Origin of the sequence: Burkholderia sp. AU45251 (genome assembly GCF_030482905.1) — a bacterium.
Lineage (GTDB): Bacteria > Pseudomonadota > Gammaproteobacteria > Burkholderiales > Burkholderiaceae > Burkholderia > Burkholderia aenigmatica.
Window position 1 is genome coordinate 174,660 of sequence record NZ_JAUJQH010000001.1, and the last position, 19,135, is coordinate 193,794.

The 19,135-nt window shown below is 64.3% G+C and carries 19 protein-coding genes; 13 read left to right on the plus strand and 6 right to left on the minus strand.

Translation table 11 applies throughout. From position 1 onward, the window contains the following. Window positions 1–147: 147 nt before the first annotated feature. Window positions 148–534, minus strand: coding sequence for a hypothetical protein (locus QZM67_RS00765; RefSeq protein ID WP_301800265.1), 387 nt, complete (start codon window positions 532–534; stop codon window positions 148–150). A 408-nt stretch (window positions 535–942) separates the two neighbouring features. Between QZM67_RS00765 and QZM67_RS00770 the strand changes: the two genes are divergently transcribed. The 4 genes from QZM67_RS00770 to QZM67_RS00785 all read left to right on the plus strand — a co-directional run bounded on the left by QZM67_RS00770 (window position 943) and on the right by QZM67_RS00785 (window position 4,599). Then, complete coding sequence (locus tag QZM67_RS00770; protein ID WP_301800267.1) at window positions 943–1,716, plus strand: SDR family oxidoreductase; 774 nt, start codon at window positions 943–945, stop codon at window positions 1,714–1,716. Between the two features lie 186 nt (window positions 1,717–1,902). Further along, window positions 1,903–2,691 carry a DUF4105 domain-containing protein gene (locus QZM67_RS00775; RefSeq protein ID WP_301800269.1) on the plus strand — a complete coding sequence of 263 codons (789 nt, stop codon included), beginning with the start codon at window positions 1,903–1,905 and terminating at the stop codon, window positions 2,689–2,691. 73 nt (window positions 2,692–2,764) lie between these two features. Then, a complete protein-coding gene (locus QZM67_RS00780) occupies window positions 2,765–4,138 on the plus strand; it encodes an HdeD family acid-resistance protein (protein WP_301800271.1) in 1,374 nt (457 codons plus the stop codon). A 44-nt stretch (window positions 4,139–4,182) separates the two neighbouring features. Further along, window positions 4,183–4,599 carry a lysozyme inhibitor LprI family protein gene (locus tag QZM67_RS00785; RefSeq protein ID WP_301800273.1) on the plus strand — a complete coding sequence of 139 codons (417 nt, stop codon included), beginning with the start codon at window positions 4,183–4,185 and terminating at the stop codon, window positions 4,597–4,599. A 17-nt stretch (window positions 4,600–4,616) separates the two neighbouring features. Here the strand turns inward: QZM67_RS00785 and QZM67_RS00790 are convergent, their stop codons facing one another. Beyond that, complete coding sequence (locus QZM67_RS00790) at window positions 4,617–5,957, minus strand: AraC family transcriptional regulator (RefSeq protein ID WP_301800274.1); 1,341 nt, start codon at window positions 5,955–5,957, stop codon at window positions 4,617–4,619. A gap of 329 nt (window positions 5,958–6,286) precedes the next feature. Here QZM67_RS00790 and QZM67_RS00795 point away from each other — a divergent pair, with 329 nt between their 5' ends. Then, entirely contained in the window at window positions 6,287–6,622 is a 336-nt protein-coding gene (locus QZM67_RS00795; protein ID WP_301800275.1) for a hypothetical protein, read from the plus strand. Window positions 6,623–6,961: 339 nt separating this feature from the next. Here the strand turns inward: QZM67_RS00795 and QZM67_RS00800 are convergent, their stop codons facing one another. Both QZM67_RS00800 and QZM67_RS00805 read right to left on the minus strand, forming a co-directional pair. Then, on the minus strand, window positions 6,962–7,612 hold the full coding sequence (locus tag QZM67_RS00800; RefSeq protein WP_301800276.1) for a DUF2625 domain-containing protein: 651 nt from the start codon (window positions 7,610–7,612) through the stop codon (window positions 6,962–6,964). 29 nt (window positions 7,613–7,641) lie between these two features. Next, on the minus strand, window positions 7,642–8,499 hold the full coding sequence (locus tag QZM67_RS00805; RefSeq protein ID WP_301800277.1) for a LysR family transcriptional regulator: 858 nt from the start codon (window positions 8,497–8,499) through the stop codon (window positions 7,642–7,644). A 127-nt stretch (window positions 8,500–8,626) separates the two neighbouring features. Here QZM67_RS00805 and QZM67_RS00810 point away from each other — a divergent pair, with 127 nt between their 5' ends. Both QZM67_RS00810 and QZM67_RS00815 read left to right on the plus strand, forming a co-directional pair. Next, window positions 8,627–9,205 carry a DUF4865 family protein gene (locus QZM67_RS00810; RefSeq protein WP_301800278.1) on the plus strand — a complete coding sequence of 193 codons (579 nt, stop codon included), beginning with the start codon at window positions 8,627–8,629 and terminating at the stop codon, window positions 9,203–9,205. Continuing rightward, the gene (locus tag QZM67_RS00815; protein WP_301800279.1) at window positions 9,205–9,375 is read left to right on the plus strand and encodes a hypothetical protein; all 171 of its coding nucleotides are present in this window, start codon (window positions 9,205–9,207) and stop codon (window positions 9,373–9,375) included. Before QZM67_RS00810 ends, QZM67_RS00815 begins: the two co-directional genes overlap by 1 nt. A gap of 74 nt (window positions 9,376–9,449) precedes the next feature. On the opposite strand, the gene QZM67_RS00820 is transcribed toward QZM67_RS00815, so the two are convergent. Together QZM67_RS00820 and QZM67_RS00825 are read right to left on the minus strand one after the other, a co-directional pair. Next, on the minus strand, window positions 9,450–11,651 hold the full coding sequence (locus tag QZM67_RS00820; protein ID WP_301800280.1) for a glycoside hydrolase family 3 C-terminal domain-containing protein: 2,202 nt from the start codon (window positions 11,649–11,651) through the stop codon (window positions 9,450–9,452). Between the two features lie 481 nt (window positions 11,652–12,132). Next, window positions 12,133–13,215, minus strand: a complete 1,083-nt coding sequence (locus QZM67_RS00825; protein WP_301800281.1) for a polysaccharide biosynthesis/export family protein — start codon at window positions 13,213–13,215, stop codon at window positions 12,133–12,135. On the opposite strand from QZM67_RS00825, the gene QZM67_RS00830 reads away from it, so the two are divergent. The 6 genes from QZM67_RS00830 (at window position 13,121) to QZM67_RS00855 (ending at window position 19,132) form a co-directional block, all read left to right on the plus strand. Beyond that, window positions 13,121–13,624: a hypothetical protein gene (locus QZM67_RS00830; RefSeq protein ID WP_301801431.1), complete on the plus strand. Its 504-nt coding sequence runs from the start codon at window positions 13,121–13,123 to the stop codon at window positions 13,622–13,624. The genes QZM67_RS00825 and QZM67_RS00830 overlap by 95 nt on opposite strands. Window positions 13,625–13,762: 138 nt before the next feature. Beyond that, window positions 13,763–14,809, plus strand: a complete 1,047-nt coding sequence (locus QZM67_RS00835; RefSeq protein WP_043183458.1) for a dehydrogenase — start codon at window positions 13,763–13,765, stop codon at window positions 14,807–14,809. Beyond that, window positions 14,806–15,387 carry a D-sedoheptulose 7-phosphate isomerase gene (locus tag QZM67_RS00840; RefSeq protein WP_043183459.1) on the plus strand — a complete coding sequence of 194 codons (582 nt, stop codon included), beginning with the start codon at window positions 14,806–14,808 and terminating at the stop codon, window positions 15,385–15,387. Before QZM67_RS00835 ends, QZM67_RS00840 begins: the two co-directional genes overlap by 4 nt. After that, entirely contained in the window at window positions 15,384–16,115 is a 732-nt protein-coding gene (locus tag QZM67_RS00845) for a nucleotidyltransferase family protein (protein ID WP_051889867.1), read from the plus strand. The genes QZM67_RS00840 and QZM67_RS00845 overlap by 4 nt, the downstream gene beginning before the upstream one ends. Further along, window positions 16,105–16,677: a D-glycero-beta-D-manno-heptose 1,7-bisphosphate 7-phosphatase gene (gene gmhB / locus QZM67_RS00850; RefSeq protein ID WP_301800283.1), complete on the plus strand. Its 573-nt coding sequence runs from the start codon at window positions 16,105–16,107 to the stop codon at window positions 16,675–16,677. The genes QZM67_RS00845 and gmhB overlap by 11 nt, the downstream gene beginning before the upstream one ends. Window positions 16,678–16,909: 232 nt before the next feature. Then, a complete protein-coding gene (locus tag QZM67_RS00855; protein WP_301800284.1) occupies window positions 16,910–19,132 on the plus strand; it encodes a GNVR domain-containing protein in 2,223 nt (740 codons plus the stop codon). The last annotated feature ends 3 nt before the right edge of the window (window positions 19,133–19,135 follow it).

The following is a 19,135-nucleotide window of genomic DNA, read 5'->3' on the forward strand; positions in this document are numbered from 1 at the left end:
GGGAAGCGGCATCGGAGCGACGTCAGAGTCGCCCTGATGCCGCGCAGGAGCATGATAAAAATTCGACCCGTTCGCCAGATGTTCCAGCGTCAGGAGAAAGTAGTCATGCCGGATGAGCCACCGACGGAAACCGGCTTTCGACCGGTTTCAACTTGTGTGCAGGTTGGCTGCTTGCGTTGCGAAAAAGCTGTCGCGACGAAGGCTTAGTACCTTGTGCAGGCGCGGTATCGTGTGATGGACCGCAGGATCCAGATCGACGGGATAGGCGTCGGTGCGATAGGCGCCGCACGCGAAAGCCTCGAATATGTCCCACGTGTAGGACGACAAGTCGAAATTCGACAACCTCACCAATTGCTGCATCAGATCGAAGCCAACGGGAAGGGGGAATCTGCTCTCGAGGTACGACACCGCGACGTTCCGAGCCAATACGTCAAAAATATCGTGGCGGTTGAGCGGTTTCGAGATATCGATGGCCTCCAGATAGCCTTGGGATATGCAGCGGGTCGTCTGAAAGTGACGAATGATTTCGTTCATGGGCGGTGGGACCTGCGCGAAAGAATGACGTTTTCATCTGAGCGACGCAGACCCTGAACGACGATGCGGCGTTGCGTCGGGGTTTGTCTGAAGAAAAGCCGCATTTTCTTGCCTGAAGGCGGCTCGATTGTTCCGCAGCACGACGCTGTCGTCTTTCAGAAAAATCCGATGATTTTATGGAAATTTATAGTTGCCGCTAGATGTAGGATTTCCGGCGCACGGTGCGCTGCCTGCGTTATTTTTTCGCTCGCTGATTGATTCTAAATCGGTACGTCATGCCGCCATGAATTTGGGATTGTTAGCGTGCGTGATTCAATCGTTCAGAGCGCCTGCTTTTAATCAATCGCGGAATAGTGTTGCCCATCGACCGATGCAGGCGGCGTGTTTCCGGAAACTCGGAGAGTGGAGATGGCGGATCATCAGATTACGGGCAAGACGGTATTGATCGCGGGTGGCGCCAAGAATCTCGGTGGACTGATCGCGCGGGATCTGGCCCAGCAGGGCGCGAAAGCGGTTGCGATTCATTACAACAGCGAGCGCTCGAGGGCCGATGCGGTCGACACGATCGCGGCGATCCGGGCCGCCGGCGCCGAGGCGGTCGCGTTCCAGGCCGACCTGACGAGCGCGGGCGCGGTCGAGAAGCTGTTCACGGACACGATAGCGGCGATCGGGCGGCCGGACATCGCGATCAACACGGTCGGCAAGGTCCTGAAAAAGCCGTTCACCGAGATCACCGAGGCCGAGTACGACGAAATGAGCGCGGTCAACGCGAAGTCGGCATTTTTCTTTCTGCGGGAAGCCGGCAAGCACGTGAACGACAACGGCAAGATCGTCACGCTGGTGACGTCGTTGCTGGGTGCGTTCACGCCGTTCTACGCGGCATACGCGGGCACGAAGGCGCCGGTCGAGCATTACACGCGCGCGGCGGCAAAGGAATTCGGCGCGCGGGGCATTTCCGTGACCGCCGTCGGGCCCGGGCCGATGGATACGCCGTTCTTCTATCCTGCCGAGGGCGAGGATGCGGTTGCGTATCACAAGACGGCAGCCGCGCTGTCGCCGTTCAGCGCGACGGGCCTCACCGACATCGAGGACGTCGTGCCGTTCATTCGTCATCTGGTGAGCGACGGCTGGTGGATCACCGGCCAGACCATCCTGATCAACGGCGGGTACACGACGAAGTAACGCGCCGCATTCGAAGCGGCATCGCGCGGCATCGGTGTCGCCTGGCTTTCGCTGACCGCATACCGGGTGAATCGACATGACGAAATCGACGACAACTTGCCGTATTGCCGCGCGGCGCGTATCCGGTGCGGGCGATCGCGCCGCGGGCGACGACGTGCTGCACCCGGACGCAGCGACAGGGTTGGAATGAACCCGTTGTCGTCGCTGATCCGGCTTGCGTGCGCGCCGGCCGTGTGGGTGCCGGAATACGCGCGTGCCGCGCGTGTCGAATGGCGCGGACCGCGGGTCACGGTGCGCGACGTGCGCAACTTCAGATACCGGACGCGCGACGACTGCGTGCCTGCGTACTACGACGCCACGTTCGCGCTCGATGCGGTGACGACGGTCGATCTGGTCGTGTCGCGCTGGACGGCCGAGGCGATCGCGCACGTGTTCCTGAGTTTCGGTCTGGACGACGGCCGATACGTGGCGATCTCGATCGAGACGCGCCGGCGGTACGGACAACGCTATTCGCCCTACGCAGGCTTCCTGCCGCTGTACGACCTTGTGTACGTCGTCGCCGACGAACGGGACCTGATCGGTGTGCGCAGCGATGTGCGCAAGGAGCGCGTCTATCTGTTCCGTGCGCACGTTACTTCCGACACCGCGCGCGCATTGTTTGCGGATTACCTGCGCCGCGTGCATGCGCTCGAAAGCCGCCCGGAGTTCTACAACACGCTGTTCAACAACTGTACGACGAACATCCTGCGTCACGTCAGGGCGGTTGCACCTGATGTCGGATACAGCTGGATGGTCTTGCTGAGCGGCTATGCGGATCGATACGGGCACGATCTCGGCCTGCTCGACGCATCGATGCCGTTCGACGCGTTGAAGACGGCGAGCCTGATTCGACGCCCGCCCGGCGCGACGATCGACGGCGATTTCTCCGCGGCGATCCGCGCGTCGCTGCCGCTCGCACGGACGTACGAACAATAAAGCACGCGCCCGGCCGCAGGTTCGCAACACGCGTATCGCGCAGTCGCGGCCGGCGATGATGAGGTAAGGGACCATGGTGAGACTGGTAATGCTGCTGCTGGGCGTCGACTATCTGCGCACGCGTGCGACGGGGATTGTCTGGATCGGCGTTGTGTGGGCGGTCGCGGGGATCGTCGTATTCGTCGACGCACTCGACGGCGCGATGCATTTCCCCATCACGTTGTTCGCGTGGCTGTTCCTGCTCGAAGGGCTGGCGACGCTCGCGGTTGCATGGACCGGCGTCGGCGGGCAACGCGCGCTGCGCTACGTGAAGGGCATCGCGGTCGTCGCCGCCTCGGTGCTGATCTTTGCCGGGCACCATCACGGCAACCTGATCCTGTCGATGATCTTCGGGACGCTGTTCCTCGTCGACGGGCTGCTGCAATCCGTATCCGCGTGGATCGTCCGGTATCGCCGCTGGAAGGCCGCAGTCGCGTGGGGTGTCTTCGAGATCCTGATCGCGGTGTTCTTTTACCAGCCATATCCGACGCATTACGCTGGCACGTTGCCGTTCTGTCTCGGGCTGTTCCTGATCTTCGGCGGTATCAACATGCTGACGCTCGCCGCTCGCGTGCGGCGGCTCGAGCGCAATCCGGCATTCAACGTGTCGCGGCGATCCGCGTTGCTGCCTGATGCCGATTCGGCCACGCGCGCGAGCCAGTTCGATCGCACTGAATGGGACGGCCCACCGGCCGACCACGAGCGTGCACTGACCGTGCACGTGTGGACGCCGGCCGGTACGTCGAAGGCGCAGGCTCAGCACCATCCGGTGGTCGACCGCTATATCGCCGCGGTCGATGTCAACGGCACGATCTCGACCGGACATGCGGCGCTCGAATCCCCGGAAGGGATCTATATCAGCCTGTATCCGGCCGCCGAGATCGACCGCTCGCCGTCGGAGTTCGGGCGCATCCTGCGCGCGACGCGCGAGAACGACGTGCCCGGCATGTTTCAACCGGACTATGCGACGGAGTCGACGGCATGGTGCCCGTCGACGGTGCGCGTGCGGATCCGCAATTACGACCCAGCGAAGCTGCACGCATTCTGGGAGCGTTATCGCGCGAATACGACGTACAACCTCACGCACCGGAACTGTTCGAGCACCGTCGCCTATGCGCTCGAGGCGGCGATCGATGGCGCGGTCGGCCGGTTGCGCGGCGGCGGGACCGGGTGGGGCAGTTTTCTGCGCGTGCTCGTCACGCCGGAGCTGTGGGTGGCTGCGCAGATTCGCAAGCGCGCGGTGACGATGGCGTGGACGCCGGGCCTCGCGCTCGACTATGCGCGCGCGCTCAGCATGCTTGCCGATCCGCGGCCGTTCGCGTGGTGGAAGGCCGCGCGGGTGGCTGCGAGCCGGTTGTCGCAACAGCGGCGAGCATGGCGTGCGCAGGACGCGGGCGCTGCGCGGTGACCCGGGTGCGAACCGTATCACGATCAAGCTGGAGGAAGGAACACATGACGATCCGCTCGAAGCTCGCGCCAGTTGCGATGTTGCTGGCCGTCCTCGCCGCACACGATGCGCATGCGGCGCCGGACTGCGCGAATCCGCAGGATCAACGCGTGATGAACGAATGCGCGAGCCGTGGCTATGCGCGCGCGGACGCCGAGCTCAACCGTCGCTACCGCGCATTGCAGAGCCGGCTGAAGGACGATCGCGACGGTGCGAGGAAGCTGACCGAAGCGCAGCGCGCATGGATCGCGTTTCGCGATACCGAATGCGCGTTCCAGACGATCGGCGTGGCGGGAGGCTCGGCCGAGCCGCTCGCACGTGCCGCATGTCTGGAGGAAACGACGAAGGCGCGAGCGGCGGCGCTGCAACGCTATCTCGACTGCCGCGAAGGTGATACGAACTGTCCGGTCGCAGCGCAGTGAATCGCGCCGCGCACGGTTTACCGGTCGTTGCTGTCGCTGCGGGCCGTCGTGGCCGCGAGGCGAAGCTGACGCGGTGTGACGCCGTAATGCCGCTTGATCAGCGTCGTCAGATAGCTCTGGCTGCCGAATCCGCATTCGAGCGCGATCGACAGGATGCTCGCGGACGTGTGACACAGTCGCCAGCGCGCACGTTGGAGGCGCCGTTCGATCACGTACTGCATCGGCGTGCGTGCGAACTGCTCCTTGAACGCGGCGATCGTCGCGTGTTCGCTCAGGCAGGCCAGGCGCGCGAGGTCGGCGAGGCCGATCGGTTTGCCGAGGGACTCGTCGATGAAGCGGTTGACCTTCGCTTCACACAACGTGTCGGCGAGCCCGCGGAAATCGTTGCGGATGTCGGCCGCGTTCGGATTGCGCCGGTAAGTCGCGCTCGGCGGCTCGCCGAAGCGCTGCCGATAGGCACTCACGAAGCGGTTGGACGGCGCGAAGCCAAATGCATGCAGCGTGCCGACGAAACTGCCGTCGCCTTTGGCGAGGGCACGGCGGACGCCATACAGCCGCCCGTCGAAAAACAGCGCGGTCGAAGGCTGGCCGGTCAGCCGGCGGATCGCGTTCTCCAGCGCGCCAGTCGGGCAGCCGAGCGCATGTGCGATCGTGCCGAGCGTTTTCCATCGCATCGGGTCGGTTTCGATCATCGCCACCGCGGAACGCGCGGTGTGTTCGGTCGCACAGGTATCCGTCGCAAACAGCGCGCTGTAGTTGTTGCCGTGCCGCAACATCATGTGTTTCAGCATGTGCTCGTACAGTGCCCGAATGGCCGCCTCCGGTGCGGGCGTCAACAGCATCATCCGGCGCAGGCAGTCCGCCGCGGCATTCCATTCGATGGCCGCGTCCGCCGCGACCGGCTTCATGTCGAACCTGACCGGCGCGGCAAGCGGCTTGCCGATCCATTGCGACACGAAGTCGTTCAGATCGCCGGCATCGACAATCACCGACAGATGGCCGATACCCTCCGGTTGCGTGACGCAGGTCGACATGCCGGTCGACGAAATCGGCATCACGTCGCCGACCGCACATTGTGCGACCGTTCCGCCGCTCGTATAGGTCGAACCACCGCGCCGGCACGACAGGAACAAATAATTGGGACGCGGTTCCGACGAGTGGAAATGAAACGGCATCTCGTAATCGACGTCGTATATGCCGATTCCGTTCCATTCATGGCCGCCCATATTCACGGCCTTCCGGTCCGCATGCTGCGCGCGAAAGCGGTTATCCGCATAAATCTTCTCGATGAAATCCGAAACTTCGTCCGGATCGTCGCTGTGAAAACTGTGCGTCTGGATCGGTGATTCGCTAATCATGATGGTCGGTCGGGCTTTGGGTGGCTCAATTGAATACACCGGGGAATCAATCCGGGCTGGAAGCAGTGCAACTCACGGCCGACATCGTAGGGAAGTGCGAGCCGCTCGATAAGCCGCCGCGCTGTATACGAGGTATACAGCGCGGCGGCTGCGGTTAATCACAACGAAACTGACGCGTGGCGAAACAATTCGGTCAGGTAGCACAAAAAAGTCTGTTGTTTTTCAGTCGAGACGACGCTTTTTCACGGAGATCCCTTCGCTATTTTTACAGCTTTGAGACCAGTGCAAACAACCAACCACACCTGTACAAACACCTGGAGCAAACACGAATGAAGATTATTTCCCTGGCTCTGCTCGCTTCTTCAGCATTGATCGCCACGTCGGCAATCGCTGGGGATTTTTCGATCACAAGCGATCCGGACTCGGTCCATCATTTGGTGGTGACATGTCGCGACGGGGCGGGGAAATCCGGCTCGAGCCGAATTACCTTACAACCCGGACAGCAGATGGTTATTGGTGATCCTGCCTGCAACACATACACCGTATCCATTTCTACTGCAAATGGTACGAAGAGCGGGCGCATTGTAAGTTACACACTCGATGCCAACCGTTCTTATTCCATATTCTGGAACGATCGATACTGGGACATTGCGTCGGATAATTGATACGAGTGAAGCTCTTCGCGTCCCGGGGTTTTAAGAGACGGTTTCATAAAGTCTGCTCGGCACCCGAAGCGTATCCGGAGACGAAGAAAGCGATGCAGCCGGGCGTGCATGCGTTCAACGACCCAGCATCCGAATACGACGAAGTCGTATACGTATTCATCGGTTCGCGAAGAGGATTATTTGACATGCGCGTGCATGGTATTCGAGTCCGTTGACGGTGGCGACGTGACGAAGATGCGCCGGGCACGCCTCATTCCGATTGATCGCTGCCTGCGCGACAAGAATTTATGGCAGCCGCCGAATTAGCCGGGTGGCGGCTATTCAACGGTTGTGGCCCGATCAGGGTTGTCGTGACGCCGCGGATCCAGGACTGACATGAAGCGCGTACAGCTCGGAAACGCTGACCGCCTGGCGGCTGCTGTGTTCCACCGAGCCTTCGTTCGTCCACAGGAACGGATAAAAGTTGAAGCATTGATCCGTCGTCAGATGCTGAATATCAGCTTGCCAGCCTGACCAGCGCAAGCTCGCATAGAAGTCGTGCAGCTTTTCGCTGAGCGACCACCGCACGAAGTCGCTATACCCGATCTCGAGGGGCTCCCAACTCAACGTGTCGGGTGCAAAGTAATACACCGAACCCGTGTCATCCCCGAGGGCGCCTCCGTTCAACGCGAAGAAGCCGCCGACGGCATCGTCTGCGATCAATAGAAAACCGGACGATCGCCCCGTGTTCCAGCCGACGATGTCTCTGGCCAGCCTGGGATGGCCCGAGCCAAGCAGACGAAGGTAGCCGCCTTCCACCAGGATGCCGCCGGTCGAATAGGCGATGGCCCCCAGGGTCGATCGGGTGGATACCTGAAGCGCTGAAAGCACTTCGCCACGCCGATCGGATGCGGGCAGTATTTCGCAAGGGTGACGGGCTGCCGCCGCCCATTCGAGCAAAGTCGGGAGCGCGGATTCGCGTTCGTTGATCAGTTCGTCCAGCGGGCGCATGTTGTTCTCCGGATTGTTCAAGCGCGACATCACCGCACGCCGACCGACGAACGCAGTGCCGCACCGAGCGTGCGTAGCGCCTGCCGGGCCCGCGCATCGGTCAGGCTCGAGTAGAGCACGACATCGCGCGTCGGTAAGGGCGGCAGCCCGTATCGCGCACCCACATCGACCGATCCGACGGGCGCCACGCGATGCCCGAGCGCGGCGACCGCCAGCCCCGCGGATACCGCCGCGCCGATCGTCGCCACGCCGCCACCGACGAACACTTCCGTCCAGGTAACGCCGGCTTCGTCCAGTGCGCCAATCGCCATGCGGCGCACGCTGCACGGCTCGGCCTGTGTCGCGAGTCGCAGCGGTTGCGGCGGATGGTACTCGAAATCGGTCGCGGCCATCCAGCCGAACGATTCCGACAGCAGGGTTTCACCGTCGAGCCGCCGGCTGTCATGTTGCAGCGCGACGGCGGCGTCGAGCTGGCCGCGGTCGAACGCATCGAGCACGTCGCGCGATGCGGCGACGCGGATCTCCAGTACGAGCCCCGGTTCCGCTTCGCTCATGCGCCGAAGCAGCATCGGTAGATCCGCGCCGACGACATGATGGCTCACGCCGATCACCAGCCGCCGCTGGCCGGCGCCGAACGCGCCGATCGCACCCTGGTGAGCGGCCACGAGTTCGCGCGCCGGCTCCAGGAACGCGGTGCCGTCGGCCGACAGGCGAACCTGCCGTGGCGTGCGTTCCAGCAGGCGGCGGCCGAGGCCGTCTTCGAGCCGTTTGATCTTCAGGCTCACCGCGGACTGCGTCGTGTCCATCGCCTCGGCGGCCCGCGTGAAGCTCTTGAGGTCGGCGGTCAGCACGAACGCCTGCACGGCTTCGATGTCGAGCGTTTTCATCGCACACGCATCCATTGAGAAATGAAATCATTGAAATATTCTGCCATCGTATTTTCAAATGATTCAAGGTCTTCTACGCTGTTCTCAAGCCGTTCGGAATCTCCCATATCTTTCCCAGGAGTCGATCATGCTGACCGCGTACTACGTGCACCGCCTGCCGGCGGACTACGACCTCGACATCATCCGCAATCGCGTGCGTGAGCGCGGCAGGCTCTGGGACGACACGCCGGATCTGGTGTTCAAGGGTTTTTTGCTGCGCGAGGCCGGCCGCCACGGCGCGACGGAAAACGGCTATGCATCGCTTTATCTGTGGCGCAATGAGCAGGCGTTCGCCAGGTTCGTCACGGATGGCCGCTACCGGGTCGTGACGGACAGCTTCGGACGCGCGCCGATCGACGTGCAGGTCGCGCTCGATGCGCGCAAGGGCAGTGCGTCGACGGCGCGCTTCGTGCGGCTGGAAGCGATCGACATTCCGGCGGATGCCGACCTCGATGCGACGCTGGCACGGGAGGTCGCACGCAATCGCGAAGCGGCGGCGCGGCAGGGCACGGTCGCGGCCGCCGTCAGCCTCGATCCGCTGCGCTGGCGGCTGACGCGCGTACTCGTTTCGGATCACGAACCGGACGATGGCGGCGCGGGCACGGTGTACCAGGTCCTGCATCTGGCCCGGCCGTTGCTCGATACGCTCGAGCGGAGCGGGGTGTGATGAACGGCGTCGCGTCGCAATCGCGAGCCCGGCCGGCGGATGGGGCGAGCGGCGCGGCATCGACGCGATTGCCGGCCGGTCTGGTGGTCACCGCGCATCTGGCCGGGATGGCGGCGGGGATCGCCGCCATTGCCGCGCTCGCGACGTTGCTGGCGTTACTGTTCCGGTAAGGTTCGCCAGTGCGGAGGGAGATACGAAAGAGCCGGGCACGACGTGCGCGGCTCTTCCGTGGGGGCATTCCTGTTCAGTGCCCCTGCAACCGGATATCCCGCGACGACGCACCCACATACACCGTTCCGCCCGGCACCACGCGCCAGTTGTTACGCGACGTATCCCACACGCTTTGCATCCGCGGCGACACGGTGACACGTACACGTCGCGTCTCGCCCGGATTCAGCCGGATCTTCTCCCAGCCGACCAGCCGCTTCGGCGGTTCGTCCTTGTACGGCACGCCAAGATAGACCTGCGGCGTTTCCGCGCCGGCGACGCGTCCGTCGTTGCGCACCGCGAACGCGACGCTCAGCGACCCGTCCCATTGCGTCGACACCGACAGCCCCGAATACGCGAAGTGCGTGTACGACAGCCCGTAGCCGAACTCGAACATCGGCTTGATGTTGCGCGCGTCATACCAGCGATAGCCCATGTTCAGCTTTTCCGCATAGACGGGATCGTTGTCGAATGCCCCGTTTTGCCCCCAGGTCGGCGAATCCTGATCGCGCGCGGGGAACGTGACGGGCAGCTTGCCGGACGGGTTGACCGCACCGAACAGCACGTTCGCGATGGCCTTGCCGCCGGCTTCGCCCGGATACCACGCCTCGACGATCGCGGACACCTGGTCCTTCCACGGCATCAGCACCGGGTTGCCGCTCTGGACGACGACGATCGTGTGCGGATTCGCGCGCGCGACGGCTTCGACGAGCGCATCCTGGTTCGACGGGTTCGCGAGGCTCAGGCTCTGGAGATCGCCGAAATCCTCGCCGGCCGGCTGCGCGACCACGACGATCGCAACGTCCGAATGGCCCGCGAGTGCCGCGGCCTGGTCGATCTCCTGCTGCGTGTACGCGCGGAACGGCGATTGCTGGTCGCTGTTGCCCGCATACGTGACCTGCGCGGTCGGCGCGAGCGCACGGATGGCCGCGACGATCGGCACGTCGACCTTCAGCCACGGATTGCGCCACCAGCTGCATCCCGTCGATGACCCGAACGTCAGGCCACCGCAGCCCGCGAACGATCCCGATACAGGGTCGCGCGTGTTGCCTGAGCCGCCACCCGACAGCACGGCCGTGTCGGCATGGCCGCCGATCACCGCGATGCGCGCCAGCGCCGACGCGGCGAGCGGCAACTGGTTGCCGTCGTTCTTCAGCAGCACGATCGACTGCTCGGAAGCGGCCTGAGAGAACCGGTTCGCGGCCGCGAAATCGATCGTGCCGCCGCCCTTGGCCGGATTGTCCATCACGCCGACGCGGATCATCACCGCGAGCTTGCGCCGCACCATGTCGTCGAGTCGTGTCGTCGACACCGAGCCGTTCGCGATGGCCTGCTTGACCGCCGCCGGCGTCAGGTACACGCTCGGCCCGACGTCTTCCTCCTCGTCGAGCCCGGCGTTGATCGCGGCGGCGGTGCTGTGCGTCGCGCCCCAGTCGGACTGCACCTGGCCCTGGAAGCCCCATTCGTTCTTCAGCACGTCGTTCAGCAGGTGAGGGTTCTCGCACGCATACGTGCCGTTCAGGCGGTTGTAGCTGCACATCACGCTGCCGGGCCGCCCGCGCTTCGCGGCGATCTCGAACGGCAGCAGGTAGAGCTCGCGCAGCGTGCGCTCGTCGATCTGCGTGTTGCCGCCCATCCGGCCGTGCTCCTGTTCGTTGCCGGCGTAGTGCTTGATGGTTGCGATGACTTTCTGCCGCTGCGTGGCGAGCGTGCGTTCGGCGAGCAGGTCGCCGGCGAGCAGCGGATCCTCGCCGAGATACTCGAACAGGCGGCCGCCACGCGGTTCGCGCGCGAGGTTGGTGCCGCCGCCGAGCCCCATGCCGAACCCTTGCGCGCGCAACTGGATCGCGACCTGCTTGCCGTAGTCGTACGACAGGCGGCGATCCCAGCTCGCCGCGACGGCGATCGTCGCAGGGAACGTCGTGCTGGCCTGCGACGTGCTGCCGGAACCCGTCGCCGAATCGACCATGTTCAGGTTGGGAATGCCAAGCCGCGGCACACCCTGGATGTAGCCGGCGCCGCCGCCAGGCACCTTTGACATTTCGTATTGCGAATGAATGAATTGAAGTTTTTCGTCGAGCGTCATCTTGCGCACGAGCAGGTCCGCGCGCCGGACCGCCGCGGCCGACGCGAACGCATCGGTGGCGTCGCCTTGCGCGTTGAAATCGGCGTCACCCGCGTAGGCGGTGGTGCAGAGGGTCGCTGCCAGCACGACGGCCGGCCAGAGTGTGTCTCGCATGTTGCTCTCCATGATCGTATTGCCGGTTGTTCGGATGATGTCTGGAGCTGCGCACGTCCGGTGGATTTGCACCGGACGCATTCGGCTGGCGATGCTGGGTGGTTGCGCGTCGGCATGCCAGGCCGGGCGGGGAATCGTTACGGCCGGTTGGGCTCGACCGGTACACGCGGACGGTGACGCACGGGCCGCCCGACGCTGCCGAATTGGATGTAGCGATCCTCTGCAGCGACTAATGGTATGAATGTAGTTTGACTACAGCATCAGTGTTTATACCGATATGTCCGATCTTTCTTCGGCACGGTCGCGCAGCGGGGTGGAAAGGCGGTCATCGTTCCCGAACGATGGTGTGCGGTCGGGTAAGAAGTACCTGGATGCAGGCGCTTTTGCCGGGAATACGGTGACGCGCGCGTTCCGGTTCGTTGCGTGCGCATCGAACCGGAGCGAACTCGCGCAGGCCGGCACGGCCGGCATCTGCGGAGACTTACTTCGTGACGAGCGCGCCGGTCAACCCGGCGCTGATCGCCGGCAGCAGCAGGTTCAGCACGCGGCTTGCGCGGACGAGCCCGGTGTTGTCGACATAGACGACGTCCTTCGACGCCAGCGGGAACTGGTTCGCAAGCAGCATCGACACCGGTGACTGCATGTCGAGGTGATAGATGACGGGTGCGCTGTCGGCTGCCTTGCGCAGCACGAACACCTGCTTGGCATTCGAGGTCTGCTGGTTGAGCTGGCCGGCCTGCGTGAGCGCTTCGCTCAGCGTGAGCGTACCGTCGCGCAGCGGCGCGACGGCTTGCGGCCTGACCACTTCGCCCATCACGTACACGGGATTGTCGTCGCGCGCGCCCACATGCAGCATGTCGCCGGGTTTCAGCATGATGTCCGCCGGATTCTTCCCGGACTTCATCATCTGCGCGACGTTCAGCGGATAGATCGTGCCGTTGCGGGTAATCGTGACGCGGCTCTGATCCGCGGTCGGCGCGAATCCGCCCGCGCGGCTGACGGCTTCGATCAGCGTCATCGGAATGTCGTTGATCGCCTGCGCGCCCGGATTGCGCACTTCGCCGTCGACATAGACCTGGGTCGCGCGGAACGATGCGACGCGAACCGTGACCTGCGGCTTGACGAACACCTTGCTGAGCTCGGTCCTGACCTCGTGCTGGATCTGCGCGACGGTTTTCCCGACGGCGTGAATGGGATGCGGGATGTATGGAAACTGCACGTTGCCGCTGCTGTCGACGACGAAGCCGGGCGCGGCGTCCGCGGCCTTCGTGTTCTGCACCGGCTGCCCGGCGGCCGTCGCGAATTCGGGGTGATCCCATACCGTGATCTGCAGCACGTCGCCGGCACCGAGCCGGTACATGTCCGACTTTGCAAACAGGTTCGGCGGGATCGACGCAGCGGGGGCGTGTTTCTGCTCGGCCCGGATCTGCTCGATCTGCGTCAGGTCAATCTGCTTGACCGGAACCTGCATGTCGCTGGTCACGTCGCCGTTTTCGGCGGTCGTGACCGGCAACGCGGTCGAACTCATGTGCTGCCCCGGAACGACCGTGCATGCGGAAAGCATCGCGACGGTCGCGCAGGAGAGCGCGATGCACATGCCGCGCATGGCAGTGCGAGCGTGGCCCGGCGCCACGGAATCGAACGGTAGAACGTTTTTCATTTTTGTGTCCAGCATCGATGAATCGATTGATACGTTATCCGGATCGAATTCGGGCCGGACGTCGCGTGCCCGTTTCGTTCTGAACATCGTGATGACGCTTCCCGGCGGCAGGCAGGCACCGGGCAATCGGCGCGTGTTCCACCGCGGCATCGCTTCCGGCAGCAATTGTCAAAAACTGGCAATGACGGAAGGACGTCGTCGTGCGAAGGCGGGAACGTGCCGGTGTTTTGCATGCCGTTTCGCACGTCGCCGTGCCGATCGCGAACAGAGCGTAACGCAGGTTGGACGCTTGGAAATTGCGGCGGCGGCTTAATGTAAGCCATCGCACGCAGCGTGCAGGACATCTATCGCATAGTGGCATCACCGAACGTGGCCGTGCATTCCCGGCGGCGTGTGCGGGGGCGGGAACGGCATCGTGCCGGCGTCCGGCTCATTGTCTGCGAGAGATTTCATGACACGCTTCATTGCCCGTTCGAGGGCTCCTTTGCGGTTGGGTCTGGGCGGCGGCGGAACCGATGTGCCGCCTTATTCGGACCGGTTCGGCGGTCTGGCGCTCAATGTGACGATCGAGAAGTTCGCGTACGCGTCGATCGCGCCGCGCGATGACGCGAAGATCGAGCTGGTCGCCGCCGATACGGATACCCGATGGATCGGCCCCGTGTCGCCGGTGCTCGAAGTGCGGAACGGGCTCGGGCTGCACGTGGGCGTCTACAACCGGATCGTCCGGGATTTCCACGGCGGCCACCCGCTGGCCGTCACGATCACGACGTGCTCCGAAGCACCGCCGGGATCCGGGCTCGGATCGTCGTCGACGATCGTCGTCGCGCTGGTCAGGGCCTTCTGCGAACTGCTGTCGCTGCCGCTCGGCGAATACGACATCGCCCACCTCGCGCACGACATCGAGCGAGAGGATCTCGGGCTGGCCGGCGGCAAGCAGGATCAATACGCGGCGACGTTCGGCGGGCTGAACTTCATGGAGTTCTACGGCGATCGCGTGATCGTCAATCCGCTGCGGATCAAGCAGGAAATCAAGGCTGAGATGGAGGCGTCGCTCGTGCTGTATTACACCGGCGTCTCGCGCGAGTCGGCCAACATCATCAAGGAACAGAGCAGCAATGTGGCGGAAGGCGTGGCCGATTCGCTGGCCGCGCTGCACGAAGTGAAGGACGAAGCCGTTCGCATGAAGGAGGCCGTGCTGCGCGCCGATTTCGACGCGTTCGCCGCGTCGATGCGCGACGCGTGGGAATCGAAGAAGCGGATGGCGAAGAACATCTCGAACTCGATGATCGACGAACTGTACCGCGTCGCGGTGCGGGCGGGCGCGAAGGCGGGCAAGGTGTCTGGTGCGGGCGGCGGCGGCTTCATGATGTTCTTCGTCGATCCGGTGGATCGGTCGGCCGTGATGCGTGCGCTGGATGCATGCAACGGGATCAACGGCCAGGTGCTGAACTGTACGTTCACCGATATCGGTGCGCAGTCGTGGAGAAAGAAACAATGACGATCACGGTAGAGAGCGAAATTCGCCAGACGTTGTCGGTGCTGACGGCGCTCGTATCCGACCGGGACCAACTGGCGCGGATCGAGCAGGTGGCCGAGCGCGTGACGGAGGCGCTGCGCGCGGGCAACAAGATCCTGCTCGCGGGCAATGGCGGCAGCGCGGCGGATGCGCAGCATATCGCCGGCGAATTCGTCAGCCGCTTCAACTTCGACCGGCCGGGGCTCGCGGCATTTGCACTGACCGTGGACAGCTCGGTCATGACCGCGATTGGCAACGACTACGGCTACGAGAAGCTGTTCGAGCGCCAGATCCAGGCGACGGGACGCCCCGGTGACGTCTTCTGGGCGTATTCGACGTCCGGGCGTTCGCCCAACATTCTCCGTGCGCTGGAAGTGGCCCGGACGGCCGGCATGTTCTCGGTCGGGTTCACCGGTAACGGGCCTGGTGCCGCCGAGATGCGCAGTCGTGCCGACCTCTGTATCGAGATTCCGTCCGCATCGACACCGAAGATCCAGGAAGGGCATCTCGTGTGCGGCCACATCATCTGCGGCATCGTCGAAGAACGGATCTTCGCATGAGCGCGATGCTGCCGTGCCTGATCCTTGCCGGCGGCCTCGGCACGCGGCTGCGCCCGGTGCTGGGCGACGCGCTGCCGAAGGCGCTCGCGCCGATCGACGGCGAGCCGTTTCTGTGCTGGATGCTGCAAGGGCTCCGGCAGCAGGGCGTGACGGAGGTGGTGCTGTCGCTCGGCTACGGCAGCGGCCCGATCAAGGCGCTCGTGACGTCGCGCGACTTCGGCATCGCGATTGCCGTGGTCGAGGAGGACGAGCCGCTCGGCACCGGCGGCGCGATCGTTCACGCGCTGAAGGCCCATGGTGAGCGCGACATGATCGTGATGAACGGCGATACGTGGTCGAACCTGGATGTGCAGGCGCTGTCGGCGTTCTACCGCGCGACGTGCCCCGATCTCGTCGTGGCGGCGACGCGGGTCGACGATGCGTCGCGCTACGGCACGCTCGAATTCGACGCGAGCTCGCGCAGGCTGTCGGCATTCCGCGAGAAGCGCCCGGCGCAGGGCTACATCAACGCGGGCACGTATGTCGTCAACGCGCGCACGCTGCTCGGTTTCGCGCTGCCGGAAAAATTCTCGTTCGAGCAGGACTTCCTGGGCGAACGGGTCGAATCGCTCGACATGCGTGTGTTTCCCGAGGTCACCGAGTTTATCGACATCGGTGTGCCGGCGGACTACCGACGTGCGCAAACCGTCATTCCGCCAATGCTGGAGACGCGAACCAGTGAAGCGTAAGGCACTGTTCCTGGATCGCGATGGCGTGATCAATGTCGACTACGGCTACGTGCACCGGCAGCAGGACTGCGTATTCGTCGACGGCATCTTCGACCTCGTGCGGCTGGCCAATGCGACCGGTCACCAGGTGGTGGTCGTGACGAATCAGGCCGGTATCGGCCGCGGGTATTTTTCGGAGTCGCAGTTCGTCGCGTTCATGGACTGGATGCGGCGCAGGTTCGACGAGCGGGGCGCGAGAATCGACCGCGTCTATTACTGCCCGCATCACCCGGTGGCCGGGATGGGCCGCTACCGGCAAGCGTGCACATGCCGGAAACCGCAGCCGGGGATGCTGCACGACGCGCGGCGTGATCTCGGTCTCGACCTGTCCGCGTCGATCCTGGTCGGCGACAAGCAGTCCGACCTCGATGCGGGCGCGCGCGCCGGCGTCGGGCGTCGCTTCCTGTTCGTGGGCGACCAGCGCGGCCATGCGGAAGCCGATCCGGCGGCCGACGTCGTCACACGGCTGGCCGATATCGGCGCGGCGCTGCAGGGCAAGGGAATCGCCGCTGCGGGTGCGTAGGTGGCGGCAGTATCGACGACTGCCTGGCGGAATGAAACGAGCGAGGGCTCGGGAACGGACTGCCGGCCGTTGCGCCGGTCGGGCGGCAACACACGGGGAATCCAGATCCCCCGTGCGGTGCTTCCCGGATCGGCACTGAAGGGTTTCCAGCCGGATTTTCAAAGGCATGAACGTGAACAACAACGCGCGTAAAGCGGCGAAGACAGCCGGATCTTCCATTCTGGAGTTCAGCATGAAGATGGACCGACCTGCATTTACCGGGCATCAAAACGAAACGAAACACGCCGGCCGGAATGCGACGCGGTTGTCGTCGATCGATTTGCTGGAGAACGTGCTCGACAACGGGCGCCTCTTCGCGGCCGTGTTCGCGGCCTGCCTGCTGCTGGCGATCGTCTATGCGATTGCGGCAACGCCGGTGTATTCGGCCGACACGCTGATCCAGATCGAAGAGAACAAGGCCAGCGCACTGGGATCGCTGTCGTCGATCTCCAAGGCACTCGATATCCAGAATTCGGCCGTGGTCGGCGAGATCGACATCGTCCGCTCGCGTTCGGTCGTCCTGGAAGCGATGAATGCGACGGCCGCACAGGCCGAGGTGTCGGTCGAGAACCGGTTTCCGATCGTCGGCGGCCTCATCGGTTCGTTCATGCCGAAGGACGCGAACGGCCTCGTCGACGCGCCACTCGGGATGTCGTCGTGGGCATGGGGCGGCGAGCGCCTGGAGTTCAGGGCGTTCGAGGTGCCCGCCGCGCAGGTCGGCAAGGCGCTGGAGTTCGACTATCTCGACGGCAACCGGTTTCGGCTGAAGGATCGCAGCGGTCAGGAGGTGCTGAGCGGTGTGGTCGGCGTGCCGAGCGCGAGCAACGGCTATCGCGTCGACGTGGCGCGGATCGTTGCGCGCCCCGGTGCGGAATTCCGCGTGCGGCGCGTCGCCACCGACGTCCGTCTCGAAGCGATCCTGAAGAAGCTGGGCGTGACCGAGACCAAGCGGCAGTCGGGCATCATGCAGCTGAATTTCGAGGACGCCGATCCGGTCTTTGCCATGCGCATGCTCAACGCAGTCGCGACGGCCTACCTGAACTTCAACGCGAGACGCCGCGCTGACGATGCCGAGCGCAGCCTCACGTTCCTCAACGCGCAGATGCCGATCGTCAAGGCCCGGCTGCAACAGGCCGAACAGGCGTTGAACGCGTTTCGCAACCAGCAGGGCTCGATCGACGCGCAGGGCGACATCCGGCTGCTCGTCGAGCAACTGGCGTTCGTCGACAAGTCGCGGCTCGAGACCAAGCTCGCGTACCAGGACCTGTTGTCGAAATACGTGCCGGGACAACCGCAGGTCGTGGCAGCGGCCAACAAGCTGAAGGAACTCGACGCGCAGGCTGCAGTGCTGAAGGAAAAGGCGGCGCGGCTGCCGTCGCAACAGCAGACGTACTTGCGTCTGGCGCGCGACGTCGAGGTCAACAATCAGCTCTATGTCGGGCTACTGAACAACACGCAGCAATTGCAGATCGCGGAAGCCGGCACGGTCGGCAACGCGTCGATCGTCGACAAGGCCGTCGTCAGCGACAAGCCGATTCGGCCGAAGCGCCTGATCGTGATTCTGGCCGGTGCCGTGACCGGACTGATGCTGGGCTTTCTCGCGGCGCAGGGCCGAGCATTGCTGGCCGGGCGCATCCGCGATCCGCACGACCTGGAAGCGGCGCTCGGCATTCCGATGCTCGGCGTTCTGCCGACTTCGCGCCGCCAGGCCGAAGCGGATGCGAACCGCACGCCGGCATTCATCGCGACGAAGGAACCGGCCGACGTGCCGCTGGCCGACGCGATGGACAGCCTGGCGCTGACGTTGCGGCACCGGCTGGCCGCGTATGGCGGCGACGCGAAGGTCGTGCTGATGTCGTCCGCGGCGCCGGCGCAGGGCAAGTCGATGATTGCCGCCAATCTCGCGTACCTGTACGCGGAGAAGGGGCTCAAGACGGTGATCGTGGATGCCAACGTGCGCGCGCCGGCGCTGCATCGCTATCTGCCGGTCAATGCGGCGAAAGGCCTGTCCGACGTACTGAAAGGCGAGCTGCCGGCCGATGACGCGATTACCGTCGTCGACGGTCGGCTCGATGCGCTGTCCGCCGGAAAACCGGGCGCGTCGACGCGCAATCTGTTCGACATGGCGCGTCTCGACGCGCTGGTCGCGTCGTTGCGGAGCCGCTACGACATGGTCATCGTGGATGCGCCGTCCGCTTCGCCGGTGGCCGACCTCGCGGCATTGTCGCGCGTTGCCGACATGACGCTGCTGGTGGCCCGCCAGGGTTCTGCGAACTCGGCCGGCATCACGGACGCGCTCGACAGCCTGGGCAAGATCGGCGTGCGCATCGACGGGCTGGTGTTCAACGGCTTCGAACCGTCGCCGTTGCGCGGCGTTCGCCGGATCAGCGCCGGCTTCGCCGCGGCGCGCGCCTGATCG

Coding starts and splice junctions, on each gene's coding strand:
- QZM67_RS00765 (WP_301800265.1), bottom strand. CDS start 534: ATGAACGAAATCATTCGTCACTTTCAGACGACCCGCTGCATATCCCAA.
- QZM67_RS00770 (WP_301800267.1), top strand. CDS start 943: ATGGCGGATCATCAGATTACGGGCAAGACGGTATTGATCGCGGGTGGC.
- QZM67_RS00775 (WP_301800269.1), top strand. CDS start 1,903: ATGAACCCGTTGTCGTCGCTGATCCGGCTTGCGTGCGCGCCGGCCGTG.
- QZM67_RS00780 (WP_301800271.1), top strand. CDS start 2,765: ATGGTGAGACTGGTAATGCTGCTGCTGGGCGTCGACTATCTGCGCACG.
- QZM67_RS00785 (WP_301800273.1), top strand. CDS start 4,183: ATGACGATCCGCTCGAAGCTCGCGCCAGTTGCGATGTTGCTGGCCGTC.
- QZM67_RS00790 (WP_301800274.1), bottom strand. CDS start 5,957: ATGATTAGCGAATCACCGATCCAGACGCACAGTTTTCACAGCGACGAT.
- QZM67_RS00795 (WP_301800275.1), top strand. CDS start 6,287: ATGAAGATTATTTCCCTGGCTCTGCTCGCTTCTTCAGCATTGATCGCC.
- QZM67_RS00800 (WP_301800276.1), bottom strand. CDS start 7,612: ATGCGCCCGCTGGACGAACTGATCAACGAACGCGAATCCGCGCTCCCG.
- QZM67_RS00805 (WP_301800277.1), bottom strand. CDS start 8,499: ATGAAAACGCTCGACATCGAAGCCGTGCAGGCGTTCGTGCTGACCGCC.
- QZM67_RS00810 (WP_301800278.1), top strand. CDS start 8,627: ATGCTGACCGCGTACTACGTGCACCGCCTGCCGGCGGACTACGACCTC.
- QZM67_RS00815 (WP_301800279.1), top strand. CDS start 9,205: ATGAACGGCGTCGCGTCGCAATCGCGAGCCCGGCCGGCGGATGGGGCG.
- QZM67_RS00820 (WP_301800280.1), bottom strand. CDS start 11,651: ATGCGAGACACACTCTGGCCGGCCGTCGTGCTGGCAGCGACCCTCTGC.
- QZM67_RS00830 (WP_301801431.1), top strand. CDS start 13,121: ATGTCGCTGGTCACGTCGCCGTTTTCGGCGGTCGTGACCGGCAACGCG.
- QZM67_RS00825 (WP_301800281.1), bottom strand. CDS start 13,215: ATGCTTTCCGCATGCACGGTCGTTCCGGGGCAGCACATGAGTTCGACC.
- QZM67_RS00835 (WP_043183458.1), top strand. CDS start 13,763: ATGACACGCTTCATTGCCCGTTCGAGGGCTCCTTTGCGGTTGGGTCTG.
- QZM67_RS00840 (WP_043183459.1), top strand. CDS start 14,806: ATGACGATCACGGTAGAGAGCGAAATTCGCCAGACGTTGTCGGTGCTG.
- QZM67_RS00845 (WP_051889867.1), top strand. CDS start 15,384: ATGAGCGCGATGCTGCCGTGCCTGATCCTTGCCGGCGGCCTCGGCACG.
- QZM67_RS00855 (WP_301800284.1), top strand. CDS start 16,910: ATGAAGATGGACCGACCTGCATTTACCGGGCATCAAAACGAAACGAAA.